This window comes from Pseudomonas sp. NPDC087690 (assembly GCF_044743175.1).
Lineage (GTDB): Bacteria > Pseudomonadota > Gammaproteobacteria > Pseudomonadales > Pseudomonadaceae > Aquipseudomonas.
This window is the reverse complement of record NZ_JBIUVX010000047.1, coordinates 1-13,457: the sequence shown is the minus strand read 5'-3', so window position 1 is coordinate 13,457 and position 13,457 is coordinate 1. Positions and strand designations below refer to the sequence as shown.

At 59.9% G+C, this 13,457-nt stretch carries 8 protein-coding genes; 3 read left to right on the top strand and 5 right to left on the bottom strand.

Features of this window, described 5'->3' with window-relative positions:
- Positions 1 to 33: 33 nt before the first annotated feature.
- A complete protein-coding gene (locus ACIPIZ_RS26270; protein ID WP_401168335.1) occupies positions 34 to 1,224 on the bottom strand; it encodes a benzoate/H(+) symporter BenE family transporter in 1,191 nt (396 codons plus the stop codon).
- Positions 1,225 to 1,578: 354 nt separating this feature from the next.
- Between ACIPIZ_RS26270 and ACIPIZ_RS26265 the strand changes: the two genes are divergently transcribed.
- Positions 1,579 to 2,343 (top strand): GntR family transcriptional regulator, encoded by a 765-nt coding sequence (locus tag ACIPIZ_RS26265; RefSeq protein ID WP_064391282.1) that lies wholly within the window; start codon positions 1,579 to 1,581, stop codon positions 2,341 to 2,343.
- 294 nt (positions 2,344 to 2,637) lie between these two features.
- Here the strand turns inward: ACIPIZ_RS26265 and guaD are convergent, their stop codons facing one another.
- The 4 genes from guaD to xdhA all read right to left on the bottom strand — a co-directional run bounded on the left by guaD (position 2,638) and on the right by xdhA (position 8,779).
- Positions 2,638 to 3,942 carry a guanine deaminase gene (gene guaD / locus ACIPIZ_RS26260; RefSeq protein WP_122661231.1) on the bottom strand — a complete coding sequence of 435 codons (1,305 nt, stop codon included), beginning with the start codon at positions 3,940 to 3,942 and terminating at the stop codon, positions 2,638 to 2,640.
- Between the two features lie 13 nt (positions 3,943 to 3,955).
- Positions 3,956 to 4,813 carry a xanthine dehydrogenase accessory protein XdhC gene (gene xdhC, locus ACIPIZ_RS26255; RefSeq protein WP_253484907.1) on the bottom strand — a complete coding sequence of 286 codons (858 nt, stop codon included), beginning with the start codon at positions 4,811 to 4,813 and terminating at the stop codon, positions 3,956 to 3,958.
- 119 nt (positions 4,814 to 4,932) lie between these two features.
- Entirely contained in the window at positions 4,933 to 7,332 is a 2,400-nt protein-coding gene (gene xdhB / locus ACIPIZ_RS26250) for a xanthine dehydrogenase molybdopterin binding subunit (RefSeq protein ID WP_401168330.1), read from the bottom strand.
- Positions 7,325 to 8,779, bottom strand: a complete 1,455-nt coding sequence (gene xdhA / locus ACIPIZ_RS26245; RefSeq protein ID WP_401168327.1) for a xanthine dehydrogenase small subunit — start codon at positions 8,777 to 8,779, stop codon at positions 7,325 to 7,327. The genes xdhB and xdhA overlap by 8 nt, the downstream gene beginning before the upstream one ends.
- Positions 8,780 to 9,047: 268 nt before the next feature.
- On the opposite strand from xdhA, the gene ACIPIZ_RS26240 reads away from it, so the two are divergent.
- Both ACIPIZ_RS26240 and smc read left to right on the top strand, forming a co-directional pair.
- Positions 9,048 to 9,707, top strand: a complete 660-nt coding sequence (locus ACIPIZ_RS26240) for a GntR family transcriptional regulator (protein WP_038365421.1) — start codon at positions 9,048 to 9,050, stop codon at positions 9,705 to 9,707.
- Positions 9,708 to 9,709: 2 nt separating this feature from the next.
- The gene (gene smc, locus ACIPIZ_RS26235) at positions 9,710 to 13,198 is read left to right on the top strand and encodes a chromosome segregation protein SMC (protein WP_122854385.1); all 3,489 of its coding nucleotides are present in this window, start codon (positions 9,710 to 9,712) and stop codon (positions 13,196 to 13,198) included.
- Positions 13,199 to 13,457 lie beyond the last annotated feature (259 nt).

Sequence of the window (13,457 nt, the reverse complement as noted above, 5' to 3'; positions counted from 1 at the left end):
TCTCCTGTAGGAGCTGCCGAAGGCTGCGATCTTTTAAGCTTTACGCCAATTCAGAATCACCAGTGTCAAAACCCCCGCCACAATCCCCCAAAACGCCGACCCGATGGAAAACAGCGTCAACCCCGACGCCGTGACCATAAAGGTAATCAGCGCCGCCTCACGTTCCTTCACCTCGGTCATGGCAATGCTCAAACCATTGATGATCGAACCGAACAACGCCAACGCCGCAATCGACAGCACCAGCTCCTTCGGCAGCGCCGCAAACAACGCCGCCAGTGTCGCGCCAAACACCCCGGCAATCCCGTAGAAAATCCCGCACCAGACGGCCGCCGTGTAGCGCTTGTTGCGATCTTCATGGGCGTGCGGCCCGGTACAAATCGCCGCGCTGATGGCGGCGAGGTTGATGCCGTGGGAGCCGAACGGCGCCAGTAACAGCGAGGCGATGCCGGTGGTGGTGATCAGCGGCGAGGCCGGGACGTTGTAGCCGTCGGCGCGCAGGACGGCGATGCCGGGCATGTTCTGCGAGGTCATCGCCACGACGAACAGCGGAATGCCGATGCTGATGGTCGCGGCCAGTGAGAAGTGCGGCGTGGTCCACACCGGCGTCGCCACTTCCAGATGAAAGCCGCTGAAGTCCAGCAAACCCATGAAGCCCGACAGCGCGGTGCCGATCAGCAACGCGGCGAGCACCGCATAGCGGGGCGACAGGCGCTTGACCACTAAATAAGTGAAGAACATCCCCAGCACCAGCCCGGTGCGGTGCTGTGCGGCGACGAAGATTTCGCTGCCGATCTTGAACAGAATGCCCGCCAACAGTGCCGCCGCCAGTGAAGCCGGAATCTTTTTCACCAGCCGTTCGAAGCTGCCGGTCAGCCCGCAGATCGTCACCAGTACGGCACAGGTGACGTAGGCACCGATGGCTTCGCCGTAACTGACGCCGCCCAGACTGGTGATCAGCAACGCCGCGCCGGGTGTCGACCAGGCGATGGTGATCGGCGTCCGGTAGCGCAGTGACAGGCCGATCGAACATACGGCCATGCCAATTGAAATCGCCCAGATCCACGAAGAAATCTGCCCGCTGGTCAGGCCCGCCGCTTGCCCGGCCTGGAACATCAGCACCAGGGAGCTGGTGTAGCCGGTCATCATCGCGATGAAACCGGCGACGATGGCTGAAGGCGAAGTGTCGGCCAAGGGGCGCAGTTGAGTGTGGGTGGCGTCGTTCATGACAACGGTGTTCCTTATACCAATGAAGATGTCCGCCCTGACGCAAACCCTTGTAGGAGCTGCCGAAGGCTGCGATCTGTTGATCTTGCTTCTTAAAATCAAAGTCAAAAGATCGCAGCCTTCGGCAGCTCCTACAGGGGAGGCGGTGTTCTGGCAGCGGATTCTGTGATCAAGCCTAAACTCATTCGTAACGGATCGTTGCAATACAGCCAAAGTCACAAATTGCCGTACAGTCGTGTTGCCACCTTTCATTGTGTACAATCGCGCTGTTTTTTACGCGATACTTGCCAGCGACCTACTGTGCCGTATTACAGTCACGGTCTATTCGCCGCAGTTCTCCCGACTCGAGTGCCCATGAACGAACAGTTGCAACCCCTCAAGAAACAACCGCGAGCAGGCAAAGCCGGCCGCAGCGGAACCCAGGACGATATTGTCTACGCGCATATCTTCGAGGCCATCCTCGAACAGCGTCTGGCGCCCGGCACAAAATTGAGCGAAGAAGCGCTGGGGGAAATCTTCGGGGTCAGCCGCACCATCATTCGCCGCGCGCTGTCGCGTCTGGCCCATGAAGGCGTGGTGCTGTTGCGGCCGAACCGTGGCGCTGTCGTCGCCAGCCCGAGCGTTGAAGAAGCGCGTCAGGTGTTCATGGCCCGTCGTCTGGTCGAGCGCGCGATCACTGAACTGGCCGTGCTGCACGCCACCGCCGAGCAGATCGCTGAACTGCGCCAGATGGTCAACGATGAACGCGACAGTTTCTCTCGCGGCGATCGTGGCGCCGGCATTCGTCTGTCGGGCGAATTCCACCTGAAACTGGCCGAAGCGGCGAAAAACGCGCCGCTGGTGAGTTTCCAGCGCAGCCTGGTTTCGCAGACCTCGCTGATCATTGCCCAATACGAAAGCGGCAACCGCTCGCACTGTTCGTATGACGAACACACGCAGTTGATCGACGCGATCGAGAAGCGCGACGGCGAGTTGGCGGTGAATCTGATGATGCATCACATGGATCACATCGACAGCAAGCTCAACCTCGACGAGGAAGGCGCGTCGGATGATCTGCATGCGGTGTTCTCGCATTTGTTGCAGACCAAGAAGCCTGGGCGCCCGAGCGCCAAGCTCTAAAGAAGACCGAGCTGCTCCAATCGCTGGCAAGCCAGCTCCCACAGGGTTTTGTGGGGTTCACCCGATTTGCGTTACAGCACAAATCCTGTGGGAGCTGGCTTGCCAGCGATAGCAATCTGACAGGCAATAAAAATCCCCCGGGGTGAACACCTCCGGGGGATTTTTTGTGCCTGGTTGATCGTTCCCATGCTCCGCGTGGGAATGCCTCTTGGGACGCTCCGCGTCCAGTGACGCGGAGCGTCACAGGCTGCATTCCCACGCAGAGCGTGGGAACGATCATGGGGCGGGGAAAGCTTAGCGCTGATGCACCAATGCCCCCGCCGCATACGTTTGCTGCACCGTGCGGTCATCGCCCAGCGTCATCAACACAAACAACGTTTCGGCAATGTTATTGGTCTGCTTCAAGCGGTAGCTCAGTAGCGGCGTAGCGTTGTAGTCCAGCACCAGGAAGTCGGCGTCGGAACCCGGTTGCAGGTTGCCGATCTTGTCTTCCAGACGCAGCGCCCGCGCACCACCCAAGGTCGCCAGATACAGCGACTTGAACGGGCTCAGTCGCGCACCTTGCAATTGCATCACTTTGTACGCTTCGTTCAGCGTCTGCAGCAGCGAGAAACTGGTGCCGCCGCCAACGTCAGTGCCCAGGCCGACGTTCAGCTTGTGCTTCTCGGCCATCGGCAAGTTGAACAAGCCGCTGCCGAGGAAGAAGTTCGAGGTCGGGCAGAACGAGATCGCCGAACCGGTTTCCGCCAGTCGTGCGCATTCGTCGTCGCACAGGTGCACACCGTGGGCGAACACCGAGCGCTCGCCGAGCAGATTGTAGTGGTCGTAAACGTCGAGGTAGCCCTTGCGCTCCGGGAACAGCTCCTTGACCCACTCGATTTCCTTGAGGTTCTCGCTGATGTGGGTCTGCATGTACAGATCCGGATACTCGGTCAGCAATTGCCCGGCGAGGGTCAGTTGTTCCGGGGTACTTGTCGGCGCGAAGCGCGGAGTGACTGCATAGTGCAAACGACCCTTGCCATGCCAGCGCTCGATCAGCGCCTTGCTCTCGACGTAGCTGGATTCAGCGGTATCGGTCAGATAATCCGGTGCGTTGCGATCCATCATCACCTTGCCGGCGATCATGCGCAGGTCGAGCTGCTCGGCTTTTTCAAAGAACGAGTTCACCGACTGCGGGTGCACGCTGCCAAACACCAGCGCGGTGGTGGTGCCGTTGCGTAGCAGCTCCTTGACGAAAATGTCAGCGACTTCATCGGCGTGAGCCTTGTCGCCGAACTGGCTTTCGCACGGGAAGGTGTAGGTGTTCAGCCAGTCGAGCAGTTGCTCGCCGTAAGCACCGACCATGCCGGTTTGCGGAAAGTGAATGTGCGTGTCGATGAAGCCCGGGGTGATCAACGCGTCTTGGTAATGCTCGATTTCGATGTCCGCCGGCAGGGTCGGCAGCAGGTCGCTGGCGTGGCCGAGGGCGCTGATCTTGCCGCCATCGACCACCAGCAGGCCATCCTCGAAATATTCGTAGGAGGCTTCGATCCCGACTTCGGCGGGGTCGGCGATGCTGTGCAGGATGGCGGCGCGGTAGGCTTTGCGAGTCAGAGGCATGAGGGTTCTCTAATCAGTTTGAGGCTTTGAGTTTGGCGGCCTGACTGCGCCGCGAAACCGGCAGCAGTTTGGCAATCGGTTCGGCGCTGGCAGTCTGCTGGCCGAAGTTGGCGTTGTAGGTGGCGATGATTTCGCCGGCGATGGAGATGGCGATTTCCACAGGCAGTTTGCCTTTGACTTCGCCGATGCCCATCGGGCAGCGCATGCGTTGCACGACGCTGCTGTCGAAACCGCGATCGCGCAAACGGTGTTCGAACTTCACGCGTTTGGTCTTCGAACCGATCAGGCCGAAGTAGGCGAAGTCGTTGCGCTTGAGGATCGCAGCAGTGAGTTCAAGATCGAGCTGATGGTTGTGGGTCATGACGATGCAATAACTGCCGGGGGGCAGGTCATCGATTTCATCCACAGGCTCTTCGGCGACGATTTTACGCACGCCGTGAGGGATCTGTTCGGGGAATTCGGCATCGCGCGAATCGATCCAGCGCACCCGGCAGGGCAGGCTGGCGAGCAATGGCACGAGGGCGCGGCCAACGTGGCCGGCACCGAATACAGCGATCTGCGCCTGCACCTGGCCCATCGGTTCGAACAGCAACACGGTGGCGCCGCCGCAGCACTGACCCAGGCTGGCGCCGAGACTGAAGCGCTCCAGATGGGTGTCCTGCTTGCCGCTGGCGAGCATATCGCGGGCGATCTGCATGGCTTTGTATTCCAGATGCCCGCCACCGATGGTGTCGAAGCTCTGATTGGCGCTGATGACCATTTTCGAGCCGGCGTTGCGTGGCGTCGAGCCGAGTTCTTCGATGATCGTCACCAGCACACAGGGTTCGCCCTGGTTCTGCAGGTCGGCGAGGGCGTCGATCCAGTTGTACATTAGTTCACCCCTACAACATCGTTGTCTGTTCGGGCCTCTTCGCGAGCAGGCTCGCTCCCACATTTGGAATGCATCCCCTGTGGGAGCGAGCCTGCTCGCGAACGGCCGCGCCTCGGTCTTTAGAGCGGAGCCAACTCGGTTTCAGCTTCAACGGCTTTCACCGCCTTCAACTGCCGCATCTGCTCGCAACCCCACAACACCCGCTCCGGTGTCGCCGGCGCATCAATTTGTGGCTGATGCTTGTAATCACCGAGGCTCGCCACCGCATCCTTGATCGCACACCACGAGGCAATCCCGAGCATGAACGGCGGCTCACCGACAGCCTTGGAATGGAACACCGTGTCTTCCGGGTTCTTGCGGTTTTCCACCAGTTTCACGCGCAGGTCGAGCGGCATGTCCGCCACGGCCGGGATCTTGTAACTGGCCGGGCCGTTGGTCATCAGCTTGCCTTTGTTGTTCCAGACCAGCTCTTCCATGGTCAGCCAGCCCATGCCCTGGATGAAACCACCTTCGACCTGACCGATGTCGATGGACGGGTTCAGCGAGGCGCCGACATCGTGAAGAATGTCGGTCCGCAGCATTTTGTACTCACCGGTCAGGGTGTCGACGATCACTTCGCAGCACGCCGCGCCGAAGGCGAAGTAGTAGAACGGACGGCCACGCGCCTGGCTGCGGTCGTAGTAGATTTTCGGCGTCTTGTAGAAGCCGGTACTCGACAGCGACACCTGATTGAAATACGCCTGCTGGATCAGCGCTTCAAAGGTCAGGATGTGGTCGCGAACCCGCACGTGGCCGTTGTGGAATTCAACGTCTTCTTCAGTGACTTTGTAGTGCCGCGCAGCGAATTCGATCAGACGTTTCTTGATGATTTCCGCCGCGTTCTGCGCCGCTTTACCGTTCAGGTCAGCGCCGCTGGACGCGGCTGTCGGTGAGGTGTTTGGCACCTTGTCGGTGTTGGTCGCAGTGATCTGCACGCGATCGATTTCCACCTGGAACACTTCGGCCACGACCTGCGCGACTTTGGTGTTCAGGCCCTGGCCCATTTCCGTGCCTCCGTGGTTCAGGTGGATGCTGCCGTCGGTGTAGATGTGGATCAAGGCGCCTGCCTGGTTCAAGAAACTCGCGGTGAAGGAAATACCGAATTTCACCGGGGTCAGCGCCAGGCCTTTTTTCAGGATCGGGCTGTTGGCGTTGTAGCGACGGATCGCTTCGCGACGCTCGTGGTACTGGCTGCTTTCTTCCAGTTCGGCGGTCATTTCCTCGAGCATGTTGTGCTCGACGGTCTGGTAGTAATGGGTGACGTTGCGCTCGGTCTTGCCGTAGTAGTTGGCCTTGCGCACAGCCAGCGGATCGAGGTGCAGGTGACGGGCTATCGCGTCCATCACTTCTTCGATAGCGACCATGCCTTGCGGGCCACCGAAACCACGGTAAGCGGTGTTCGACGCGGTGTTGGTCTTGCAGCGGTGACCGTTGATGGTCGCATCGCCCAGGTAATACGAGTTGTCCGAGTGGAACATCGCGCGGTCAACGATGGAGGCGGACAAGTCCGGCGAGCAGCCGCAGTTGCCGGCCAGGTCCATGTTGATCCCGTGCAGGCGCCCGGTGCTGTCGAAGCCGACGTCGTACTCGACGTAGAACGGGTGACGCTTGCCGGTCATCAGCATGTCTTCGACGCGCGGCAGGCGCATCTTCGTCGGCTGGCCGGTGAGGTGCGCCACCACCGCGCACAGGCACGCCGGGCTGGCGGCCTGAGTTTCCTTGCCGCCGAAACCACCGCCCATGCGGCGCATGTCGACGACGATTTTGTTCATCGACACGTCGAGCACTTCGGCGACCAGTTTCTGCACTTCGGTCGGGTTCTGCGTCGAGCAGTAGACGATCATGCCGCCGTCTTCAGTCGGCATCACCGAGGAGATCTGGGTCTCCAGATAGAAGTGCTCCTGACCGCCGATGTGCAGCGTGCCTTGAATGCGGTGTTCAGCCGTCGCCAGTGCGGAGACCGAATCGCCGCGCTGGTGGGTGTGGCTGTCGAGCACGAAATGGCGTTTGCGCAGGGCTTCGACCACGTCCAGCACGGGTTCGAGGTCTTCGTATTCAATGATCGCGGCCATCGCCGCTTTGCGCGCGGTTTCCAGGTCTTTCGCAGCGACGGCGAGCACCGGTTGACCGACGAATTGCACGTCATCGATGGCCAGCAACGGATCGCCCGGCATTAACGGGCCGATGTCTTTCAGGCCCGGCACGTCTTCGTGGGTGATGGCGATGCGCACGCCTTCGAAGGCGTAGCACGGCGAGGTGTCGATGCTGATGATTTTCGCGTGGGCGCGGTCCGACATGCGTGCATACAGGTGCAACTGATTCGGAAATTCCAGGCGATCATCGATGTACTGCGCTTCGCCGGACACGTGCTTGGCAGCGCTGTCGTGCTTGACGCTGCGGCCGACACCCGAGGTCAGGTCCTTGGCGAACAGTTCAGCCAGTTCGGCCTGGGTTTTTTCTACGCCGTGATGGTTAGACATAAGCGGTCACCCGAGTCTCGATGTGCGGTGTTTGCAGTTCGATGAAGTATTTGCGCAGCAGGTTCTGCGCGCTGAGCAGGCGGTATTCCTTGCTGGCGCGGAAGTCCGAGAGCGGCGTGAAATCTTCGGCCAGCGCGGCGCAGGCACGTTCGACCACGGCGCTGTTGAAAGGCTGACCCACCAGCATGGCTTCACAATGTGCCGCACGTTTCGGGATCGCGGCCATGCCGCCGAAAGCCATGCGCGCGTCGGTGATCACGCCGTTTTCGACACGCAGGTTGAACGCGGCGCAGACGGCGGAGATGTCGTCGTCCAGACGCTTGGAGACTTTGTAGGCGCGGAACAATTGCTCAGCGCTGGCGCGTGGAACGATGATCTTCTCGATGAACTCACTTTCCTGACGGGCCGTGACCTTGTAGTCGATAAAGTAATCTTCCAGGTTCAGCGTGCGGCGGGTTTCGCCTTTGCACAGTACAACCTGCGCGCCGAGGGCAATCAGCAGCGGTGGCGAGTCACCGATCGGCGAGGCGTTGCCGATGTTGCCGCCGAGGGTTCCCTGATTGCGGATTTGCAGGGAGGCGAAGCGGTGCAGCAATTCGCCGAAGTCCGGGTACTCGGCGTTCAACGCTTCGTAGCAGTCGGAGAGGGCGGTTGCAGCGCCGATTTCGATGCGGTCATCGAAGGTCTCGATGCGCTTCATTTCCGCGACGTTGCCAACGTAGATCATCACCGGCAAGGTGCGGTGGAACTGGGTGACTTCCAGTGCCAGGTCAGTACCGCCAGCGAGAAGCCGTGCTTGTGGATAAGCGTCATAGAGATCGGCCAGATCAGCGACGGTCAGCGGTACCAGGCAGCGCTTGTCGCCGCTGTTCAGTTCGCCGATATCGGTCGGGGCAATGGCTTTCAGGCGCGCGATGGTGTCCGCTTCGCGGGCATCGAACTGATCCGGTTGCTTGCCGCAGCAGGATTGCTCGGCAGCGGCCAGAATAGGGCGGTAGCCGGTGCAGCGGCAGAGGTTGCCGGCCAGCGCTTCGTGGGCCTTGGCCTGATCCGGTGCATCACTGTTCTTTTGCAGGGCGAACAGCGACATGACGAAACCGGGGGTGCAGAAACCGCACTGCGAGCCGTGGCACTCGACCATGGCTTTCTGCACGCTGTGCAGTTCGCCTTGGTGTTTGAGGTCTTCGACGCTGATCAGTTGTTTGCCGTGCAGCGACGAGACAAAGGTCAGGCACGAGTTGAGGCTGCGATAGCGAATGTGTTCGCGGCCATCGTCATCCGTTTGCAACTCGCCGACCACCACGGTGCAGGCGCCGCAGTCACCGCTGGCGCAACCTTCTTTGGTGCCCGATTTACCGACGTGTTCACGCAGGTAATTGAGCACAGTCAGATTCGGGTCCAGGGCGTGCTCGCTACGGAGTTCCTGGTTAAGTAAAAACTGGATCACGGAAGGCCTCGCAGACTCATTATTGTTGTTAACCGACTTGAGCCGAATTTAGCAGGTCTGACTTTTCGGTCAATGGTTTTCTGACTTAAAGGTCAGGAAAATACATTTCGTCGATCAACAACGTGTCTATTCAGTATTGACCCTCATTGGTCACCCCGCTTTTTTGCGGGAATCGTGCCAAAAACCGCTGAGTGGGCACTCCGCCATGAGCCCGCATTTGCGCTACACTGCGCCGCTTGTGCAGATCGATAGAGTTTGAAGGACAACCATGACGTTCAAGGCGCCGGACAGCCTCGCCGAGCAAATCGCTCACCACCTCGCCGAACGCATCATTCGTGGCGAAATGAAGCCGGGAGAGCGCATCCAGGAACAGAAGGTCACGCTGGCACTGAATGTCAGCCGCGGCTCGGTCCGCGAAGCCTTGCTGATCCTCGAACGCCGTCACCTGATCGCGATCCTGCCGCGCCGTGGCGCGCACGTCACCGAACTGACGCCGCACAAGGTGCAGAGCCTGTGCACGCTGATGAGCGAGTTGTACATCCTGCTCGGCAACTCGGTGGCCAACGGCTGGCAAGTGCAGTCGGACATGGCGCCGTTCGTGCAGATCCAGCAGCGCCTGACCGCCAGCTACGAGCGTCAGGACATCCGCAGCTTTGTCGACGACAGCTTCAGCGTGATGCGCGCCGCCTATCCGTTCGCCAACAACCCTTACCTGCAAGAAACGGTCGAGAACCTGCAGCCGGCGATGAGCCGCGCGTACTTCCTTGCCCTCGAACAGCGCAAGGCCTCAATGAGCGAGTTCCTCGAACTGTTCGAACGCCTGCTCGCCGCTGTGCTCGCCCGTGATTTACCGCAGATCCGCATCGTGCTGACGGCGTACGCCCAGCGCAGTTGCGATCTGGTGGTCTCCGCGCTGACGGTCGCCTAAGCGTGCGGCTCAAGTGCATCAAACTGGCGGGATTCAAATCCTTTGTCGACCCGACCACGGTGAACTTCCCCAGTAACATGGCGGCGGTCGTCGGGCCGAACGGTTGCGGCAAGTCGAACATCATTGACGCCGTCCGCTGGGTGATGGGCGAAAGCTCAGCGAAAAACCTGCGTGGCGAGTCGATGACCGACGTCATCTTCAATGGATCGACCAGCCGCAAACCGGTGAGTCAGGCCAGCATCGAGCTGGTCTTCGACAACTCCGACGGCACGCTGCTCGGCGAGTACGCGGCCTACGCCGAGATTTCCATCCGCCGTAAAGTCACCCGCGACAGCCAGACCACCTATTACCTCAACGGCACCAAATGCCGGCGTCGCGACATCACCGATATCTTCCTCGGCACCGGTCTCGGTCCGCGCAGCTATTCGATCATCGAGCAGGGGATGATCTCCAAGCTGATCGAATCCAAGCCCGAAGACCTGCGCAACTTCATCGAAGAAGCCGCCGGCATCTCGAAATATAAAGAGCGCCGCCGCGAGACCGAAAACCGCATCCGCCGCACCCACGAAAACCTCGCGCGTCTGACTGATTTGCGCGAAGAGCTGGAGCGGCAACTCGAACGCCTGCACCGCCAGGCCGAAGCAGCGAAGAAGTATCAGGAATTCAAAGCCGAGGAGCGTCAGCTCAAGGCACAACTGTCGGCGTTGCGCTGGCAGGATCTGAATGATCAGGTCGGCCAGCGCGAGTCGATCATCGGCACTCAGGAAATCAGTTTCGAAGCCTTGGTTGCCGAGCAGCGTAATGCCGATGCGGCGATTGAGCGCCTGCGCGACGGTCACCATGACCTGTCCGAGCGCTTCAATCTGGTGCAGGGGCGCTTCTATTCGGTCGGTGGTGATATCGCCCGGGTCGAGCAGAGCATCCAGCATGGCCAGCAACGTCTGCGTCAGTTGCAGGACGATCTGAAAGAAGCCGAGCGCGCGCGTCTGGAAACTGAATCCCATCTGGGCCACGACCGCACCTTGCTGCTGACCCTCGGCGAAGAGCTGGACATGCTCACCCCCGAGCAGGAAGTCACCAGCGCCGCCGCCGAAGAAGCCGCCGCTGCGCTGGAAGATTCCGAATCCGTCATGCATGGCTGGCAGGAGCAGTGGGACGCCTTCAACCTGACCGCTGCCGAACCGCGTCGTCAGGCCGAAGTCCAGCAGTCGCGCATCCAGCAGCTGGAAACCAGCATGGAGCGTCTGGCTGACCGGCAAAAGCGTCTCGGCGAAGAGCGCGCGTTGCTCTCGGCTGATCCGGAAGACGCGGCGATCATGCAGCTCAACGAGCAGCTCGCCGAGTCCGAAGCGACCCTCGAAGATTTGCAGACCAGTGAAGAAGCGCAGGTCGAAAAGCTTGAACAACTGCGGCAAGAATTGCAGCAAGCACTGACTTCGCAGCAACAGGCGCAGGGCGATTTGCAGCGCCTCAATGGTCGCCTCGCATCCCTCGAAGCTTTGCAGCAAGCCGCGCTCGACCCGGGCACCGGCACCGCCGAATGGCTGAAGGAGCACAATCTCGCCGAGCGTCCACGTCTGGCCGAAGGCCTGAAGGTCGAGGCCGGTTGGGAACTGGCGGTGGAAACCGTGCTCGGCGCTGACCTGCAAGCGGTGCTGGTCGACGATTTCAGCGGTTTCGATTTGTCCGGTTTCACCCAAGGTGATTTGCGCCTGCTCAGCCCGGCCAGCGATGGCGTGCGCGTCGCGGGTAGCTTGCTCGAAAAGGTTGATGCGCAGATCGATCTGTCGCCGTGGCTCGGTCAGGTCAAACCGGTCGACAGCCTTGAGCAGGCGTTGGCCTTGCGCGGGCAATTGAGCGTCGGCGAGAGCCTGATCAGCCGCGACGGTTACTGGGTCGGTCGGCACTTTTTACGTGTGCGCCGGGCCAGTGAAGCGGAAAGCGGCATGCTCGCCCGGGGCCAGGAAATCGAAGCGCTGCACCTCGAGCGCGAAGAGAAAGAAGCCACGGTCGAGGCCATGGAAACCCGTCTGCAAACCCTGCGCGCGCAACAGCGTCAGCAGGAAAACGGCCGCGAGCATTTGCGTCGTTTGCTGCAAGACGAAGCGCGTCAGCAGGGCGAGTTGAAAGCGCAACTGTCCGCCGGTAAAGCCAAGGCCGAGCAGCTGACATTGCGCCGTACCCGTCTCGATGAAGAGCTGGTCGAGCTCGGCGAACAACGCGAGCTTGAGCACGAACAGGTCGGCGAAGCGCGCATGCAATTGCAGGAAGCGCTGGATGCCATGGCGCTCGACACCGAGCAGCGCGAGTTGCTGCTGGCCCAGCGTGACAGCCTGCGTGAGCGCCTCGATCGCGTACGTCAGGAAGCGCGCCAGCACAAGGATCACGCGCATCAATTGGCCGTGCGTCTTGGCTCGTTGCGCGCGCAACATGACTCCACGCGTCAGGCCCTCGAACGTCTGGAAATGCAGGCCGAACGCCTGACCGAAAAGCGCGAACAGTTGAGTCTGAACCTGGAGGAGGGCGAGGCACCGCTGGAAGAGCTGCGCCTGAAACTCGAAGAGCTGCTCGACAAACGCATGACCGTCGACGAAGAACTCAAGACTGCGCAGATCGCTCTCGAAGATGCCGACCGCGAATTGCGCGATGCGGAAAAACGCCGGACCCAGGCCGAGCAGCAATCACAATTGATTCGCGGCCAGCTCGAACAGCAGCGCATGGAATGGCAAGCCCTGACCGTGCGCCGCAAGGCCTTGCAGGATCAATTGCTCGAAGACGGCTACGATCTCAACGGCGTGCTCGCGACATTAACCGCGCAGGCCAGTGAACGCGAAGCCGAAGAAGAACTCGAACGCATCAATGCGCGGATTCAGCGCTTGGGCGCGATCAACCTCGCGGCCATCGACGAATACACGCAACAATCCGAGCGTAAACGTTATCTGGATGCTCAGGACGCCGATCTGGTCGAAGCGCTGGAGACGCTCGAGAACGTCATCCGCAAGATCGACAAGGAAACCCGTAATCGCTTCAAAGATACCTTTGATCAGATCAACGGTGGTTTACAGGCACTTTTTCCAAAAGTTTTCGGTGGTGGACGGGCGTATTTGGAACTGACGGGCGAAGATCTACTCGATACAGGGGTAACGATCATGGCGCAGCCGCCAGGGAAGAAGAACAGCACCATCCATTTGCTCTCCGGCGGGGAAAAAGCCCTGACCGCGCTGGCACTGGTTTTTGCCATCTTCAAGTTGAACCCGGCGCCGTTCTGCATGCTCGATGAGGTTGACGCGCCACTGGATGACGCTAACGTTGGACGCTACGCACGCTTGGTCAAAGAGATGTCGCAGACCGTGCAGTTCATCTATATCACCCACAACAAGATCGCCATGGAAATGGCCGAGCAGTTGATGGGCGTGACGATGCATGAACCGGGTTGTTCGCGACTGGTAGCCGTGGATGTCGAGGAGGCGATGGCGATGGTGGACGCCTGAGCCAGCGTGGTGTCGGAAAGGTAATTGAGGGCTGTAGGACTTTTTTACCGGGTTCGACTTGCTGGCCAATCGACATATTCGTGCAAGCCAATGAGACAGACGGTGTAAAGTTGTCTTTGGTCGTGCTAGTTTAATGTCAATTTTTCGTATACGTGGGCAAAACGCCTGACATAAAATAGAGTTTTCGCCACGTAATAAAGCTATTAGCACAAAGTAAACCACAAATATTACAGAATTTATTATATATGAACCAGTATAC

Bases quoted from the DNA above. Each gene is read 5' to 3' on its own strand.
- guaD (WP_122661231.1), bottom strand. From the start codon at position 3,942: ATGCCTCTGACTCGCAAAGCCTACCGCGCCGCCATCCTGCACAGCATC.
- ACIPIZ_RS26270 (WP_401168335.1), bottom strand. From the start codon at position 1,224: ATGAACGACGCCACCCACACTCAACTGCGCCCCTTGGCCGACACTTCG.
- ACIPIZ_RS26265 (WP_064391282.1), top strand. From the start codon at position 1,579: ATGAACGAACAGTTGCAACCCCTCAAGAAACAACCGCGAGCAGGCAAA.
- ACIPIZ_RS26240 (WP_038365421.1), top strand. From the start codon at position 9,048: ATGACGTTCAAGGCGCCGGACAGCCTCGCCGAGCAAATCGCTCACCAC.
- xdhB (WP_401168330.1), bottom strand. From the start codon at position 7,332: ATGTCTAACCATCACGGCGTAGAAAAAACCCAGGCCGAACTGGCTGAA.
- xdhC (WP_253484907.1), bottom strand. From the start codon at position 4,813: ATGTACAACTGGATCGACGCCCTCGCCGACCTGCAGAACCAGGGCGAA.